This is a genomic window from Pseudidiomarina indica (genome assembly GCF_900104245.1).
Classification (GTDB): Bacteria; Pseudomonadota; Gammaproteobacteria; order Enterobacterales; family Alteromonadaceae; genus Pseudidiomarina; species Pseudidiomarina indica.
This window is the reverse complement of the sequence record NZ_FMXN01000004.1, coordinates 27666-45129: the sequence shown is the minus strand read 5'-3', so window position 1 is coordinate 45129 and position 17464 is coordinate 27666. Positions and strand designations below refer to the sequence as shown.

At 50.1% G+C, this 17464-nt stretch carries 15 protein-coding genes; 9 read left to right on the top strand and 6 right to left on the bottom strand.

Annotation, left to right across the window (positions count from 1 at the left end; all coding sequences use genetic code 11):
* Positions 1 to 13: 13 nt before the first annotated feature.
* Positions 14 to 616 (bottom strand): DUF502 domain-containing protein, encoded by a 603-nt coding sequence (locus BLP64_RS04570; RefSeq protein WP_092592220.1) that lies wholly within the window; start codon positions 614 to 616, stop codon positions 14 to 16.
* Positions 617 to 684: 68 nt separating this feature from the next.
* On the opposite strand from BLP64_RS04570, the gene BLP64_RS04565 reads away from it, so the two are divergent.
* The gene (locus tag BLP64_RS04565; protein WP_092592218.1) at positions 685 to 2823 is read left to right on the top strand and encodes a prolyl oligopeptidase family serine peptidase; all 2139 of its coding nucleotides are present in this window, start codon (positions 685 to 687) and stop codon (positions 2821 to 2823) included.
* Positions 2824 to 2889: 66 nt separating this feature from the next.
* On the opposite strand, the gene BLP64_RS04560 is transcribed toward BLP64_RS04565, so the two are convergent.
* Positions 2890 to 4917, bottom strand: a complete 2028-nt coding sequence (locus BLP64_RS04560; protein WP_176754920.1) for a tetratricopeptide repeat-containing diguanylate cyclase — start codon at positions 4915 to 4917, stop codon at positions 2890 to 2892.
* Between the two features lie 245 nt (positions 4918 to 5162).
* On the opposite strand from BLP64_RS04560, the gene BLP64_RS04555 reads away from it, so the two are divergent.
* Positions 5163 to 7316 (top strand): S9 family peptidase, encoded by a 2154-nt coding sequence (locus BLP64_RS04555; protein ID WP_233340105.1) that lies wholly within the window; start codon positions 5163 to 5165, stop codon positions 7314 to 7316.
* Positions 7317 to 7383: 67 nt separating this feature from the next.
* Here BLP64_RS04555 and BLP64_RS04550 read toward each other — a convergent pair whose 3' ends face one another.
* Positions 7384 to 8100, bottom strand: coding sequence for a YebC/PmpR family DNA-binding transcriptional regulator (locus tag BLP64_RS04550; protein ID WP_092592212.1), 717 nt, complete (start codon positions 8098 to 8100; stop codon positions 7384 to 7386).
* Positions 8101 to 8156: 56 nt separating this feature from the next.
* Complete coding sequence (locus BLP64_RS04545; RefSeq protein WP_176754919.1) at positions 8157 to 10154, bottom strand: TonB-dependent copper receptor; 1998 nt, start codon at positions 10152 to 10154, stop codon at positions 8157 to 8159.
* Positions 10155 to 10302: 148 nt separating this feature from the next.
* Between BLP64_RS04545 and BLP64_RS04540 the strand changes: the two genes are divergently transcribed.
* The 7 genes from BLP64_RS04540 to BLP64_RS04510 all read left to right on the top strand — a co-directional run bounded on the left by BLP64_RS04540 (position 10303) and on the right by BLP64_RS04510 (position 15785).
* The gene (locus tag BLP64_RS04540; protein ID WP_143001069.1) at positions 10303 to 11331 is read left to right on the top strand and encodes an ATP-binding protein; all 1029 of its coding nucleotides are present in this window, start codon (positions 10303 to 10305) and stop codon (positions 11329 to 11331) included.
* Positions 11324 to 11851, top strand: coding sequence for a response regulator transcription factor (locus tag BLP64_RS04535; protein WP_092592206.1), 528 nt, complete (start codon positions 11324 to 11326; stop codon positions 11849 to 11851). Before BLP64_RS04540 ends, BLP64_RS04535 begins: the two co-directional genes overlap by 8 nt.
* 16 nt (positions 11852 to 11867) lie before the next feature.
* Positions 11868 to 12734 (top strand): MBL fold metallo-hydrolase, encoded by an 867-nt coding sequence (locus tag BLP64_RS04530; protein WP_092592204.1) that lies wholly within the window; start codon positions 11868 to 11870, stop codon positions 12732 to 12734.
* Positions 12735 to 12758: 24 nt separating this feature from the next.
* Positions 12759 to 13706, top strand: a complete 948-nt coding sequence (locus BLP64_RS04525) for a YeiH family protein (RefSeq protein ID WP_092592202.1) — start codon at positions 12759 to 12761, stop codon at positions 13704 to 13706.
* A gap of 88 nt (positions 13707 to 13794) precedes the next feature.
* Complete coding sequence (locus BLP64_RS04520; protein WP_092592200.1) at positions 13795 to 14427, top strand: peroxiredoxin; 633 nt, start codon at positions 13795 to 13797, stop codon at positions 14425 to 14427.
* 12 nt (positions 14428 to 14439) lie between these two features.
* Entirely contained in the window at positions 14440 to 15051 is a 612-nt protein-coding gene (locus BLP64_RS04515; protein ID WP_092592198.1) for a 4'-phosphopantetheinyl transferase family protein, read from the top strand.
* Between the two features lie 50 nt (positions 15052 to 15101).
* Positions 15102 to 15785 (top strand): dUTPase, encoded by a 684-nt coding sequence (locus BLP64_RS04510; protein ID WP_176754918.1) that lies wholly within the window; start codon positions 15102 to 15104, stop codon positions 15783 to 15785.
* A gap of 28 nt (positions 15786 to 15813) precedes the next feature.
* Here the strand turns inward: BLP64_RS04510 and BLP64_RS04505 are convergent, their stop codons facing one another.
* Both BLP64_RS04505 and BLP64_RS04500 read right to left on the bottom strand, forming a co-directional pair.
* Entirely contained in the window at positions 15814 to 16728 is a 915-nt protein-coding gene (locus BLP64_RS04505) for an META domain-containing protein (protein ID WP_176754917.1), read from the bottom strand.
* A 13-nt stretch (positions 16729 to 16741) separates the two neighbouring features.
* Positions 16742 to 17371 carry a glutathione peroxidase gene (locus BLP64_RS04500; protein ID WP_199286040.1) on the bottom strand — a complete coding sequence of 210 codons (630 nt, stop codon included), beginning with the start codon at positions 17369 to 17371 and terminating at the stop codon, positions 16742 to 16744.
* Positions 17372 to 17464 lie beyond the last annotated feature (93 nt).

Genomic DNA, 17464 nt, shown 5'->3' with positions numbered 1-17464 from the left:
CCAATTGCATTAATTATTTAGTCGGTTGCTGGCTTTTACTTAGCCCGCCGCTCATGGTCAGTTGCATGGCCTCTGCGGGGGACATTTCTAGGGGTTCCACACAGCTGCGTGGGACAATCACCATATAGCCGCCGACGTTATAAGCCATCGGTAAGAAGACTGCAAGGTGGTCTTCCGCTAACAATGATGACAGTCGATCATCACCGAGCCCCGGCTTTTTGGTCACGATACCGATGAGTTTGACTTCGGCACCCGGCAAGGTGACCATCACCACCGATTCTTCCGCAAAGCTTTTGCCGGACATGAGATCAAAAGCATCGTTGATGGTGCTATACAGGCTTCGTAGCACTGGCATCCGTTCCATAATCCGACCTGGTAATGCCCAGAGATAATTAATGACGCGCCAGCGGGCACTGAACCCAATGAGTATCGCAATGAGCATGAAGCTCGCGAGGGCTAAGCCGGGAATGTAATACTCGGCACCCAAAATTGCTTCCCAGAAGGGACGCAGCCATGCTTCAATAGTCACCAGCAGCCAATAGACGAGAGCAAGCGTGACGATCAAAGGCAATAAAATCGTTAATCCTTTGAATAAATACTGAATGACTCGTTTCATTTTGGTAATCTCAATGGCGATTGAATAACTAGCTTAACATGAACTTAATCAGGGGAGTGAAACCATTCATGAGATATTTAGCAGTCGTGGCGAGCGTTGCGCTTTTAGGCGCATGCTCCTCACATCAGCAAACGGAGGCCGTCGTGGATAGCCAATACAACTATCCGGTCACTGAGCGTGGTCACGTTACCGATGAATACTTTGGGACTGTGGTTGCAGACCCGTACCGCTGGTTAGAAGATGATCGTTCTGCTGCCACCGAAAACTGGGTGAAAGCGCAAAATGAATTAACTTTTAGCTACTTAGAGCAAATCCCGTATCGCCAACAAATTAAAGATCGGTTGGCTGAATTATGGAATTACGAAAAATTAGGCGCACCGTTTAAAGAGGGCAAGTACACCTACTTTTACAAAAACGACGGCTTGCAAAACCAGTATGTGGTGTATCGCACCGATGCTGAGGGAAATACCGAAGTTTTCCTAGACCCTAACACCTTTAGTGAAGATGGTACCACCTCATTGGCGAGCTTAAGCTTCTCTCGTGATGGCTCGTTGGCTGCTTATGCCATTTCAGAGGGTGGGAGTGATTGGCGGAAGATCATCGTCATTGATGTCGAAACCAAACAGCAGCTTGAACCAACGCTGGTGGACGTTAAGTTCAGTGGCATTTCTTGGTACGGCAATGAAGGTTTTTACTACTCCAGCTATGATAAGCCGGAAGGCAGTGAATTATCGGCCATGACGGATCAACATAAGCTGTACTATCACAAGCTGGGCACTGCTCAGGCAGATGACGTGGTGGTATTCGGTGGCACTGAGGCGGAAAAGCATCGTTATGTCGGCGGCTCCGTTACCAGCGATGACCGTTACCTGATCATTACTGCCGCGGTCTCAACTTCTGGCAACAAGTTGTTTATTAAAGACTTAACCAAGCCAGATAGTGAGTTAGTCACCATTGTAGATCACGTGGATTCCGATACCTATGTGCTGGATAATCGTGGCAGCACCTTATACTTAGTCACGAACTTGGATGCGCCAAATAAGCGTGTTGTGACGGTTGATGCGAGCAATCCAACGCCAGAAAACTGGCGCGACTTTATTGCTGAAACCGAGCACGTGTTAAGCCCTTCTACTGGTGCTGGCTACATTTACGCTGAGTACATGGTGGATGCGATTGCCAAAGTAGAGCAATACAGCTACGACGGTACCCGCGTACGTCATATTGAATTACCGGGCGTCGGCAGCGTAGGCGGCTTCAGTGGCAAGCGCTCTGATGAGGTGGTCTATTACACCTTCACCAACTACAGCACGCCAGGCACGATTTACGCATTTGACCCGAAATCGGGTGAGTCATCGGTGTACGCTGAGTCAAAAGCACAATTTGACAGTTCTGCGTATGAATCAAAGCAAGTATTCTATACCTCCAAAGATGGCACCCGTGTGCCCATGATCATTACCTACAAAAAAGGCATTGAGCTGGATGGCACCAACCCAACCATTCTGTATGGTTACGGTGGCTTCAACATTAGCCTGATGCCGTCATTCAGCATGAGCAATGCAATGTGGCTTGAGCTGGGTGGTGTGTACGCGGTTGCCAACTTGCGTGGTGGCGGTGAATACGGGAAAGCGTGGCATATTGCAGGGACTCAAATGCAGAAACAAAATGTGTTTGATGACTTTATCGCTGCCGCCGAGTACTTGATTGATGCGGGTTATGCGTCAAACGAAACCCTAGCTATTCGTGGTGGTTCGAATGGTGGCCTGCTGGTGGGTGCGGTCATGACGCAACGTCCTGACTTGATGAAAGTTGCACTGCCTGCGGTTGGGGTATTGGATATGTTGCGCTATCACACCTTCACGGCTGGTGCTGGTTGGGCGTATGACTACGGTACTGCAGACGATAGCAAGGAAATGTTCGAGTACTTGTATGGCTACTCACCGGTTCATAACGTGAAGCCAGGAGTTGCTTACCCAGCGACCATGATCACCACGGGTGACCATGATGACCGCGTGGTGCCAGCACACTCGTTCAAGTTTGCGGCAGAACTCCAAGCCAAAGCAGGTGGGTCAAATCCACAGTTGATTCGCGTGGAAGTAAACGCAGGGCATGGTGCAGGAACGCCAGTTTCTAAAATCATCGACCAAGCGGCGGATATTTATGGTTTCACCCTGTGGAATATGGGTGTGAAAGAATTACCGTTGCAATAAGCGTTTATTGCTAGCACACATTAAAAGGCTGAGTGGATATCACTCAGCCTTTTTTATTAGCGGAACTTACGAGGCTTTCGGGCCATGCAAAATGGTGACGTCTAGCGCCCCTTGCTCGATAGCTGCCGGTAAATCAGTTTCAAGCAGTTGCTGGATGTCGGCAAAAGGTTGATTGAGTGCCATGATGCCCCAGGCTTGGTTGCGACCATGCACTTTCCCTGCATAAAGCACTAAATCGGCGAGCTGAATGGTTCGTTCCCAGTTGATTGATTGGTCACCAGTCACCGCCAGTGGGTAATTAATGAAGCCAATGGTGGCTGTAACGTTGATGTCTTGTTGCTCCAATGAAATCGGTGTTGAAGCAATGGCATCGAGAATGCGCTGCGCCATAACCGGGAGCTTATCTGGGTCGATATTCACCAGGTAAATCAGAAATTCTTCACCGCCCCAGCGTACTACTAAATCAGAATCCCGGGATGCTTTAATCAACCGTCGTGAGACTTCCATCAGCACTTCATCACCGGCGGCGTGGCCCAAGTGGTCATTGATGCGTTTGAAGTGGTCCACATCGAGCAATAACATCGCATCTTGACGGCCATGAGTTGGCTGGCGTATAGCGTGTTGTAACGCTCGTCGATTTAGCAATCCAGTGAGCGGGTCACGGGCTGATTGTTCTGCTAAGCGACTGTTCGCGACACGCAGCTCGCGGTTATTACGGTAAGCTGAACGATACAGCACAATCACCAAAATCACCGCAAACGAGGTGAGGGCAATCATCAGTTTTAAAATGGTGCGCTTTTGACTGGCGTTTTCAATCAGCTGTTGATTCAGTTCATTTTTTTGTGACAACAACTCGATTTGTAAAGCTTTGTCTTTGCTGTCATACAAGTTTTGCAGCTCTGCCATGCTAGCTTGTTGATCACTGCGATAGACTTGTTCCCGCAGCTCGCGCTGTTTCAAAAGCACTTCAATGGCTTCTGCGTGGCGCCCTAAATGGGTCAATGCATCGGCGTACTCGCCCAGCAGGCTTTCATACTGCACCACGGGTAATGAGGTTTCAGCATTAGTCACAATTTGCTGCATCGCTGCTAGACCTTGCTCTTCATGCCCCAAAAAGATATCCACATAGCTTAAGTTAAATAAAATCACTTCTGGATTTAACAGATCGGGATGCAATTGCGCCAGTTCATAAGCTTCGGTGAGAATCTTGTGGGCGTCTTCATAATGACCGGTACGAATCTTCACGTCGCCCATGTTATTGAGCACCGTCAGATAATAGGCCGTATGCTGTGGTTGTTGCCGCAGTTGTGTGCGTAAGGTGTCGTAATGCGCCAGTGCGGCATCATAATTCTGCCGCATCACCTCAACATAAGCACGCTCGAGGTAGAGGGTATGCCCGAACATGTCCATGAGGTTATTTTTGATTGCGAGACGTTCCGTATCATCGAGTTGCTCGAGCGCCAATTCATAATTTTTTTGTTGACCGTATAAGCTGGCAATTTGCTGCTTGGTAGCAAGCAAACGAATCAGTGTGCGCGAATCATGGGTGGTCGAAATTGCATCGGCCGCATGAATATAGTGTTCAAGAGCGGCATCAAATTGACTACGGTGCTGGTAGATGAACGCCGCCATACTATGGGCGAAATAGCGAATGCGCGGAACCTGAACATCGTCGCTGAGCAATAATGCGGTATTAATGTGAGTTAATGCGGCTGAGGTTTTTCCTTGCAAGGTATACAGCAGCAAGGCGGTGGCTTCTGTTTCGGTAATCGCATCGGTAGAAGCACTATTGTCTGCCAATTCACGAACGCCATTGAGTACGTTCCAAGCGGCGTCGAATTGCCGTACGCGGGCGTATTCAATGGCTAAATAGTTCAGGGCTCGAATTCGGGTCAGGAAGGGGGTCGCCTCACTGAGCTCTGCTGTTAATTGCTGCAACTGTTGCAGTGTTTCAGGGCCATTCGATTGATTGAGGATGTGATCCAGTTGCGCTTCGATGGCTTGGTCCATCTTCCCATGTGACGAGGCCACCGCAGTGAGTGAACCGACTCCACAGCTTAGAACCACAAGCAATAGTGATAAAAACTTAGGCATCCATCCCCCTAACACTCGCAATGAGATTTGTCTGAATGATGACTGTGACATAACTGGTCAGACATGTAATCTGATTTGCGATGAACGTGCCTTATAGTGCTCGGCAATCTTAATTGTTAACTATTTGTTTTTCAATCGGCGATTTTACGCTATTTTTCTAATAAGAGTAACGACAAAATTCATGGGGTTATTGTGTATTTTGATTTGCTCCGTATAGTGTGAGCTATCTTTGTAATTGGAATGAAATGATGGCTTATAAAAATAAAATTGCGTTCAGTTGTTTAACCCTTCCTGTGATTTGGTTAGCGGGATGTACCGGTACCGTCACCCCAGAGCAATCGGCGGGGGCGTTGCCACCTGCTCCCGTGGCGGAGCAGCGCCCGTTTATTGTTGAGTCGCCCCATGGTGACCGTGCCGACCCGTATTATTGGTTGCGGGATGATGAGCGTGCCGACCCCGATGTGATTGCCTATTTAACCGCTGAAAACGAGTATTACGATGCGTATCGGGCAGGTTATGCAGCAACCACAGCCACTATTGAGGCCGAATTGATTGGGCGTATTCAACAAGATGATACCTCGGTGCCTTATCAAAAAGGTGATTATCTCTATTCGGTGCAATATGAAGCGGGCAAAGAATATCCAATTCATGTTCGCGCTGATGCAACCGGTCAGGTGCAAGTGCTGGTGGACGTCAATGAGCTGGCGCTCGGCCACAGCTACATGAATGTCACCAACTTGTCAGTGAGCCCCAATCAACAGCTATTGGCTTACATGGTGGATACCACTGGGCGTCGTCAGTATGAACTGAGAATTCGTGATTTAACCACGGGGCAAGATTATGTGGAAACCTTAACCGGGCTTTCGCCAGCGATTGCTTGGGCGAAAGACAACAAAACCGTATTTGTGATCGAAAATGATCCACAAACGCTGTTATCCACACGGGTATTGAAATACGAAATTGGCAGTGCGCCGGAAACGGCTGAATTGGTTTATGAGGAAACGGATAACACCTTCTACATGTGGGTGAACAACACCACAGATGGGGAATACATCCAAATTCACTTAGACCAAACGGTGTCGACTGAAGTGCGAGTGCTTGACGCGGATACGCCCAATGGTGAGTTCCGGTTATTGGCACCGCGCGAGCGTGATTTCCAATATGTTGCCGATCACATTCAAGGTCGTTGGATTATTTTAACGGACTTGAATGCGCCTAATTATCAGATCATGACGGTTGCCCATGACCAAATTGGCGATAAAAGTCGCTGGCAGCCGCTGATTGAGCATCGTGAGGATGTCTTAATTCAGGACTTTGAAGTTTTTGCCGATTATTTGGCCATTCAAGAGCGCGTGGATGGGTTACGGCAGATTCGTGTCATGCGGTGGGGGCATCCAGAAAAATCGCAAGTGATTACGTCCGATGAGCCGGTGTACGTGACTTATTTTGAACGGAACGTCCAACAAGACACCACGATTCTACGTTACACCTACAGCTCGCTTATCACGCCAGCGACGGTCTATGCCTACGACATGGCAACCGGGGAGCGTGAGGTGCTAAAACGGCAACCAGTTCCTAACTTTGATGCCAGTTTATATACCACCGAACGCACTTGGGCGACGGCTACCGATGGCACGAAAATCCCTGTCTCTTTGTTGTATAAAAAAGGACTACGTCAGGATGGCAGTGCGCCTTTATATCAATATGCCTACGGGTCTTATGGCAGCAGTAGCGAACCGAGTTTCCGCTCGTCGGTATTTAGCTTGGTCGATCGCGGCTTTGTGTACGCCATCGCTCACATTCGGGGTGGACAAGAGATGGGGCGCCATTGGTACGAAGATGGCAAGTTATTGAATAAAATAAATACGTTTACTGACTACATTGCGGTGACCAAGCACTTGGTCGAAAGTGGTTATGCGCACCCCGATAAGGTGTTTGGCATGGGTGGCAGCGCTGGTGGCTTATTGATGGGGGCTGTGGCCAACATGGCACCTGAGCTATACCGTGGGTTAGTGGCGCATGTGCCCTTTGTGGATGTGGTCACAACCATGTTGGATGAAAGCATTCCGCTTACCACCAATGAGTTTGATGAGTGGGGCAACCCCAAGCTACAGCCCTACTATGACTACATTTTGTCATACTCGCCGTACGACCAGTTACAGGAACAAGATTACCCTGCGTTGCTGGTCACCACGGGGTTACATGATTCACAAGTGCAATACTTTGAGCCGGCAAAATGGGTAGCGAAATTGCGGACGCATAAAACCGATGCCAATCCATTGTTGTTTAAAACCAACATGACCGCGGGTCATGGGGGAAGCAGTGGCCGTTTCTCACGGGTTAAAGATGTTGCTGAAGAGTATGCGTTTATTCTAGATTTGTTGGGTTCGGCCCAATAATGTCAGCGGTTGTTGATGAAAAAAGGCGAGGGGGAACCTCGCCTTTTTTAGTGACTGCCTTAGCTGCTTACCACTGGGCGTTGTGATAAATGTTCTGGACATCATCACAGTCGTTGAGCATGTCGATAAGCTTTTCCATTTGGGCGATATCGTCGCCACTCAGGTCAGTCATCAACTGTGGTAAGTATTGCACCTCGTCCACCTCAAACTCGATATCAGCAAAGGCTTCTTGCAATGCGACTTTTGCCTTATGCGATTCGGTATGAGGCGCGAACACGGTGATGAAGCCATCTTCTGATTCAATGTCGGTTACATCCACATCGGCCAGCATTAAAGCTTCTAACACCGCATCTTCGTCGTCCCCAGCAAACTTTAGAATCACACAGTGATCAAACATGTGTGACACACTGCCGGGTGCGCCCAATTTGCATTTGGTTTTGGTAAAGCAGTTACGCACTTCACCAATGGTACGGTTGGGGTTATCGGTCAGAGCGTCCACCAACACCATGCAGTTACCGGGGCCAAACCCTTCGTACAACGCCTGTGCATAGTCTTCGCCAGCACCTCCCTTGGCTTTATCAATGGCTTTATCAATGACGTGGGCAGGGACCTGATCTTTTTTGGCGTTTTCAATCAGGCTTCGCAATTGGAGGTTGGCATTGGGGTCTACACCACCTTGCTTCGCAACAACATAAATTTGGCGACCATACTTGCTGTAAACTTTACTTTTTGCAGCCGCCGTTTTGGCGATGGACTCTTTTCGGTTTTGATACGCGCGACCCATAGTTAATTCCAATTCTCATCAAGTTGTCAGAAAGGTGGCAATTTTATACCCAGTTATCACTGATAATCCAGTTTTAACCAGAAGGTACGTCCAGGTTCATGCACTTGTGCTGTTTGTTCAAAGCCTGCCACCATTGCTCCAGCGGTGCTCAAATGTTCGGCGTACGTATGGTCTAATAGGTTATCAATACCGAAACTAATCTGCCACCGCGGGGCAACTTGCCAGTGGGCATTGATAGCAAGGACCCCGAAACCAGCGGTGGTCTTGAAGTCATTCCCAACAATATTGCCTTGGCCAATGGCCACCCGATTTTGTTGCGCCACAACTCGCCATAAGCCAGCAAAAGTCCAATCGTGCTGACGATATTCTGCGCCAAACTTTAATTCCAGGGGCGGTTGCTGAGCGAGTGGCCGTCGATCACTGAGGTTACTCCCGTGAGTGTATGCAAGAGTGGCATCGAGCAACCATTGCGGCGTCATGCGATAGGTGAGCATGGCCTCAGTGCCCCAACTTTCGGTGGCAATATTCCGCACCAAATCCGGCTGCCGGTGCTGGCCATTTTCGATTAAAATGAAACGGTCAATCCGGTTATAAAAGCCATGCACTAGCCATTCTAGTTCAGCGTTGCGTACGTGATAACCAATATCTAACTGATGCGTGAGTTCAGGAGCGGTATGAAACGCACTGGCTGAGGTTGGGCTTTGGTTACGATTGCCAATTAACTCCCAAAAATCGGGAAAACGCTCCGCTCGCCCGATTCCGACCGACCATTGTTGATGCTGGTGTTGGTATTCCCAGCGGACAAAGGCGCTGTATAAGTCATCGTTACGACGCATATTAGCAGTCGGGTTTGGTTGAGGCATGGTCGGCATCCCTAAGAACTCCCGTTCATCAGTGGCACGCCAATGGTCCCACCGGAGCCCGCCAATCACTTGCTGGCCGGCAGTAAGCGGCACACTTCCTTCTAGGAAGACCCCATATTGAGCCACGCTGGCGGTTTCACGACGCGGTTGGTGCTGGTAGGGCAGTTGCAATTGATTCATGCTGCTGCGGTCACGATGAACTTGGTGTTGATGATCCATCCCTAGTTTTAATTGGCTGAACCAAGGCAGATCCAAGGTTGCTACCATACGACCGCCCCTCGAATAGCGATCGGGGTTGCTGGCGCTGGGGTGGGGCATGGCCATGGAGGGAGTAAACTCACGTAGCGAATAGTTATCCATAACGTGGTCGATATAGCCAAAATATACTTGGCTATCGAGCTCCATCAACCAGGGTGCCAGATTGCTTTGTTGCCAGCGTAAACTGGCGCTGTTTCGATCAAATAACGAGCCATCCATGCCACGATCGGCATAAGCCGCCTCACCGCCACTGGTGCCAACAGACAGAACGAGTAGGGTGTCATGATTAGGCGTCCAACCCCATTGTGTATCAATGGCCCAACGCTGATAGGCACTATGTACCGACTCGCCAGCGCCATCTTGATAATGGTCCGCCTCGCTGAGGCTGCCGGCTAGGCGCCAAAAACCTACGTCGCCGCCTACCTGATAATCGACATTGCCCTCGCGGCGCCCCCACGAACCCGCCACTAAACTGACTCGACCGGGCAGTTCATCAGAGCGAACCTGATCATGGGAACGCTCAAACAAAACGGTCCCTGCCGTCGGCCCATAAAGCACGGTTTGGGGGCCTTTGATAATGCGAATCTGGTCATAGTTTTGAGGGTTAATATAGGCAGTTGGTGGATCCATGCGGCTACTACACCCGCCTAACACCATTTGATCATCGCTGGTAATGGTGAGGCGCGAACCTGCTGCACCTCGAAACACTGGGTCACCGCTGGTGCCGCCCTTGCGGATTAGAGAGAACCCTGGAATCGCTTTGAGGTAGTCGCCTCCATCGTGCGCTGGCAGGGGCTGTTGCGGTGCTTTCGGATCCTTCACCAGTTCGATGGTTGTCAGGGGGCGCGCACCGGTCACCACAATGCGTTCTAAGGGAGCCGGTTCGAGCGCTTGGGGCGCGATAGAAAGAAGCACAGGTAGGGCGATAAACATCTCACTTTTCCTTTTATTTATGGCAGGATGAGTATTATCAACCGATTGATTTAAAATGGGATGTGACAAAATGTCGCAGCTGGAATTCTGCCTGAACTGGTGCATACTTAAGAGGTATTCGCCGCTATCTAACATGGAGTGAGATCCAGTGACATTTCGGGATAGTTTGACCACAGTTCTGTTGCTCATCATCACCGTGGTTGCACACGGCGTGATCTGGCTGCATGGTGCGGCAGAAAACCCTTATGCCGTGCTGGTGTTAGTGCCGATGGCGGCGGCCATGTTGTTACTCCCATTCCATTTAGCGTGGTGTGTGATGGCGGCCGGCGTGGTAGGTCAGTTGTTACAACTGCAAGCGCCACTACCCACAATGCACGGCATGGATACCCATTATCGTGCGATGGTGTACGGGCAAGTCTTTGCCGCATTGTTGTTGGGCGTGACTTTACATTGGCTACGGACGCGTATCCTGAAGCAGCAGGCAGCGTTGCGGGCAATGCATTTGCGGCAGCATCGAGATGAACAGTTGGTGACCATTGGCACCGCTGCGGCTCAGTTTAGTCATGAAGTGGCCACCCCCATTCAAACCATGCAGTTTATGCTTGAAGATGCTCGCCAGCGCTATCCCAACGATGAAGACTTGCAACGTGTGGAGCAACAAATTCGACGGGTTCATAACTTGCTGATGGATTGGCGTGAAGTCGCTGAAGATGTGCGCGCTCACCGGGTGATGGCGTTACCTGTGACCGAGTTGGTCACTCAATTACGTGATGCCATGCTGATTGCTCGCCCCGATGTGCGGATTGACTGGCATCATGAGATTCCCGCCACCGATAGGATTGAGGCGGATCGGACGTTGTTACCCGCGTTACTGAGCTTATTGCACAATGCGGCCGATGCTGCTGTGGTTGACAGCCAAATACAGGTAGCCGCTACTGTCCAGCAAACTCAAACAGGGCGTGAGTGGCAACTGGTGATTCGGAATCATGCGAATCATCACCAAGCAGCACAATTGCGTGAATTGGGGTTACAATTGCAACCCAGCCAACAGGGGGTTGGTGCGGGCACATTTCTCAGTTATGCCACGCTCGAGCGATTTGGTGGGCGCGTAAGATGGTGGCTGGACCACGAAGAAATTGTGACCGAAGTGACGTTGCCGGTGGTGGATCATGACTGAGTCGGTATTAATCATTGATGACGATATTCAACTGTTGCTGGCGCTAAGCCAACGCTTAGAGCGCTCAGGATATCGGGTGTATACTGCGGCCACTCCGGGAGAGCTGGAGCAGCTCGCTCTGAATCAGATAGATCATATTCTATTAGACCTCAAATTTGGTGATTACAACGGTTTAGATCTAATTAAACCGTTGAAACAGCGGTTTAATCCAGCAAATTTAGTGATTTTAACGGGCTATGCCAGTATCGCTACCTCTGTTGCTGCCATTAAAGCCGGTGCGACGGATTACTTAGCCAAACCCATTCAAACATCGGTTTTATTGCAAAGTCTTGCCGTGGATGAGACGGAAATACCTACTGTAAGTGAGCACCCACTCACTCCGGCTCAGTTGGAATGGGAACATATACAGCGAGTCATGCAGGCGCATGAGGGAAATATCTCAGCGACCGCGCGGGCTTTAGGGATGCATCGTCGCACATTGCAGCGTAAACTGAGCAAACATTCCCCGATCAAACAATAATATCAATGAGGGTGTTATGACAGCCATCCAGGTAGCAGCATTTTTAGACGCCGACAGCGAAACCTTTAGTTATGTGGTGTATGAGCCTACGCAGAAGGACGCGGTGGTGATCGACCCTGTTTTAGACTTTGACTATAAGTCGGGACGTACCAGCACGGCGGGTGCGCAACGGCTGGTGGACTTCATCCGCCAGCAGCAGTTAAAGGTGGCATGGATTTTAGAAACCCATGCTCATGCGGATCATTTATCGGCCGCACCTTTCATGCAGGCAGAGGTAGGTGGCAAGCTCGGTATTGGTGAGAATATTCGTCAGGTGCAAGCCATTTTCAAAGAGGTGTACGGGTTAGAAAAAGAGTTCTTACCCAACGGTCATCAGTTTGATCATTTATTTACCGACGGTGAAGTGTTTCAGGTTGGTCTGATGACGTTTAGGGTGATGCATACCCCAGGGCATACCCCGGCAGATGTCTGTTTTGTCGTGAATGAACAGCTTGTATTCGTGGGAGATACGCTCTTTATGCCTGATGTTGGTACGGCGCGTTGCGATTTTCCTGGGGGTGATGCTGCCACCTTGTATCAATCGATCCAGCAGATATTGGCGTTGCCGTCCGCTACCGAGATTTATATTTGTCATGATTACCCGCCGGCTCATCGTGATTACCAGTATCAAACCACCGTGGCGGCTCAGCGAGACCAGAATATCCATGTAAAAACAGGCATCTCACAACAGGAGTTTGTGGCCATGCGTAATGCTCGTGATGCCACCTTAACTATGCCAAGGCTGATTTTGCCGGCCATTCAAGTCAATATCAGAGCAGGGCATTTTCCACCTCCAGCAGCGGATGGTCAGATTTACCTAAAGCTGCCCATTAATCGATTATAACACCGAGCGAATCAGCGAGTCTTTATGCCAAAGTTATTGCCTTCTATTGTCTTTTGGGGTGTTGCCCTGCTGACGTTCACGCCATGGGTGAGTGCGCCATTGGCGCTCGTATTGGGGGCGCTGGTGGTCAATGGGATTGGCTTGCCGCATTATGCTCAGCCAGCGGTTTGGGTGAAGCGCTTACTGGCGTTGGCCATTGTTGGGCTAGGCTTCGGCGTACAGCTAGAAGTCGCCTGGCAAGTGACGCATAGTTATTTTGGTATCATGGTGGTGAGCATTGGCGTGACCTTGTTACTGGCCTTAGTCGGTGGTCGCTGGTTGCGTGTGGATGGCGTCACCAGCCATTTGATTGGTTCGGGCACGGCCATTTGTGGGGGCAGCGCTATTGCGGCCGTAGCACCTGCCATGCATGCCCGTAATGACCAAATGGCGCTGGCACTGGCCTGTATTTTTACTTTAAACGCCATCGCTTTATTAGTGTTCCCGTGGCTTGGCCACCTGTTACAGCTGGACCAATCAACCTTTGGCGCCTGGGCCGCTATAGCTATTCACGACACCAGCTCGGTGGTGGGAGCCGCGCAAGCGTATGGTGATGAAGCCTTGCAAACAGCCACCACCCTCAAACTTGCGCGTGCGTTATGGATTATTCCGTTAGCGCTGGTGACAGCATGGATTTATCAGTGGCATCATGGTGTCGCAACCACTCGTAAGCTTACGGTACCGCTGTTTATTGTTGGTTACATTTTGGCCATGGCTTGTGCTTATATCATGCCTCAATTTGACTCGGTGTATCAGACGATATTCGGTGCTGCAAAACAATTGCTGGTGTTTTGTTTATACTTAGTCGGTGCCAGCATTACTTGGGCACGGTTGCGTGCCGCAGGTTGGCGACCCTTGGTGCTAGCACTCTCCTTGTGGGTGGTGATTGCGACATTCACATTGGGTTGGTTACTGTACGCTGCTAAAGTTTAACGCTATAAGTTAGATAAAAATCGTCTTGCGCAAGCGGCAAAATCTGCGCAGGATCAACGACGCACTAGGTGTCATTGTGGAGGTTAAGATGAGTGTACGTATTGGCGATATCGCCCCGAATTTTGAAATTGCCACCACGCAAGGAAATATTGATTTTCATGCTTGGGCCAAAGGCTCTTGGGTCTTCTTTTTTAGTCATCCAGCGGATTACACGCCGGTGTGCACCACTGAAATGGGGCGTACCGCACAATTAGCAGCAGAATTTGAACGTCGCCAAGTGAAGTGCTTAGGGTTGTCGACGGAAAGCGTGGAACAGCATTTAGGCTGGATTAACGACATTAATGAAACGCAAAATACTCAGGTGCAGTTTCCTATTGTTGCCGACAGCGAGCTTAAAGTTGCGAAGCTGTACGATATGATTCACCCCAATGCCAGTGAAACCGCCACGGTACGGACCGTGTTTATTATTGATCCGAATCTTAAGGTGCGGCTCATGATGACTTATCCCATGAGTGTGGGGCGGAACTTCACTGAAATTCTTCGGGTGATTGATGCGTTGCAAACCGGCGATCAATACGGAGTGGCCTGTCCCGCTGATTGGCAAGTAGGCGGTGATGTTATTATCCCTCCGAGTGTGTCATCAGAAGCTGCCGAGGAAAAATTTCCACAAGGCTTTAAGACGGTGAAGCCCTATTTGCGCTATACCAATGTCTCGAAGTAAGTTTTGCCGTCCATGATTGCAGCCGCTTATGCGACCGACTTTGAGCAGCTAATACCGGCTTTGGCTGAGTGGTTGACGGAGGCGGAACGGCAGACTGCGTTGTCGTATTCCCAACCCAGTCGCCAGCAGCAGTTTTTAGCTGGACGTGGTTTATTGCGCCTACTGGTGGCGCGACAATGGCATTGCGCTGGCGGTGCCGTTGCAATCACTCGTCAAGAAAATGGTGCACCACAACTTACGGTGGGTGGATTGTCGTGGCATTGTTCGATTAGCCACACCAAAGGCGCCGTGTTTGTTGCTGCCAGCCCACAGCAGGTGGTGGGGGTTGATATTGAACCCATCAAGCCACGGCGGCGTTTGGTGGAGATGGCAACGACTTATCAGCAGGGCTTTTTTGCCGGTATTGACGGCACCGATTGGCCCCAATTTTATCAGCGTTGGACGTTAGCAGAAGCGGTGACCAAGGCGGAGCAAGGACTGTTGCTACGCACCTTAAAACAACCGCTGGGCGATTATCCCAGTCGCGCCATGCACTTACGAGTCGAGGACTTGATGCTGTGTTGCTATAGTGCAGCGCCATTAACTCAGGCTGTGCACTTTCAACGCTTTCCCTTTTCCGACTAACGGTTCAATGGTAACCTTGCCGTATCACCATGAAGCCAGATAGGAATGCTATGACCCCCGAACAAGCGAAACAATTGGTCGAGATGCAAATTGCGTTTAACCAAGTGATTGATCCTGCTTATCCCGAAAATCCCCAAGTAAAACGTGATGATGTAAAAGCCATTTTGGTGGAACTTGGCGAATACTTTGAGCATACCGCGTACAAGTGGTGGAAAAAGCAAGCTGCAGATTGGGCGCAAGCCAATATGGAATTAATCGATATTCTGCATTTTGCCATTTCTGATGCCGTGGAAAATGTCTGTCAGCAAGGACGTACTCGTGACCAAGCAGCGGAAGAGGTGGCGCAGCTGATTCTATCGGGTGTGAACGCTGGGGTATCAGTCGCAGATGGGAAAGATTTGGTGGTTGCGTTGGCCCAAGATGGCGATGCAAATAAACCGCTGCGCTGTGGGGAACGCTTATTTGCCACCCTGATGGCAGCGCTGGTGCAGGCATATGGTGATGCTAATACCGTGTATTTAACTTATATCGGCAAGAACGCCCTAAATAATTTGCGGCAATTGCGGGGCTATCGCCAAGGAACTTATGAAAAAACTTGGCAAGGTCGTGAAGATAATGAAGTGATGATGGAATTGCTAGCAACGCACGCGGCAGCCATTATCGCTGCCACTCAGCCGTTGCAGCACGCACAGCAACTGCTCCTCGATTATTATGATACCCACGTGGCGGCCTAAGCCGCCCTCGTGGTGCTGCAATGACCTGTTAGAGTGTTTTGACGAAGCGTAATACTGTGGTGTCATTTGCTTTAAGTTGTAACGTGTTATCTTCCGTTCCAACATCAAATAGAGTGACTTGTTCCAACGCCTGAAACACCTGTTGCTCAATTTCCATTTGCGGTTCGCTGCACATCATTCGAGTTGCTGCGAGGGGCTTGAAGCGCAAGCCTTCACCGGTTAACTCATAGCCGCCATTAAAACGGTTACAACCACTGTAGCCGAATACCGTGCCATCTTCCGTAAACTGAATGGAAGGGGCGGTTTCTAAACCACTAGCATGCATTTCCCATAAGGCGCCGGTAATCAAACGGTGCGGCTCCCCGGCACAACCTGGCATGGCTTGCCCAGCCATGGTGAGCGTGGCGGTATAAGGGTAGGGCATGCCGGTCATAGAATCATGGCAAAGGTCTGCGGCAACCTCCAGTTTGGTATTCTCGTCCAGTTGCAGATGCCACTGGGAGGGGTTTTTCGCCTGCGCGGTCACCGTGATATTCACAAAGTCCTGATCACCTTTCGGTTGGCGCAGTGAGGTGCTGTCTGACTGATGCTGAATCAACCAGAACGGCTCGTTCCCACGGGCACTAAACTGTTGTGGTAATGCCGTCACATCAAGACACAGTGGATAGGTTTGTCCCGCAATGGTCAGGTGCGCCTCTTGGCCTTTGGTCCAAAACTCAATTTCTTGTTCCGCATTGAGATAACGCGCTCCCGAAGCACTGACTTCCTGCGTGAGTTGGGTGGTGTGATTCCCTAAATGAAAGGTGACGTCGGCCCCGGCAAATTCTGCGGCGACAGACAACGCGCCACATTGATAGTTAATGGTGTTGGATGACGGCGCACTATCACAGGCGGTGAGTAATACCACGGCACCGAAAGAGACAACAATTGTATTTAAACGCATGGCGACAGTTCCTTTATTGAGCTTCTTCCAAATAGTCATGAATGACCTGCGTAATTGCGTCATCGAGAGGCTCCACTTTGCTTGGGAAGCTGGTGATTTTCAGCCCGTCAGCAGACACAATGTATTTATGAAAATTCCATGCTGGCGCTTGCTTGGTGGCGGCGCTCAGTTCTTTGAAAATAGGGTTGGCATCGGTGCCAGTCACTTTGCTCGTTGCCATCATCGGAAAGGTCACCCCATAGTTCACAAAACAAACTGTGGCCGTTTCTTCTTCGCTATCGTGTTCCTGTCGGAAGCTATCCGATGGAAAGCCGAGAATCACAAAGTCTTGGCCTTGGTATTGTTGGTGCAGTGCTTCGAGGCCTTCAAACTGGCCGGTGTAGCCACACTGACTGGCGGTGTTGACGACCATCACAACCTTCCCTGCGGTTAACTCACAGAGATCATGTTCGGTATTGGTATGAAGCGCGCGCAGTCGATGTTGGAACATCGGCAGACAAGCGTGCTCGCCGTCGGCCTGATTGGCTGCGCCAGCTAAGACAACTTCTTGTTGGTGCCCGCCCGCAACTTTGTTGTAAAACACCAGACCAATTACCACAATGGCAATCCCCACTGCGATAGTAAAAATGATTCCGCTCCGCATTGCTTGTTTACTCCAACTGTTATGAAGGGTGTTTATTAACTATACGCTGAATCTTTAAAATCCCCCAATCGAATTCCCAAACTTTGCAAAAAA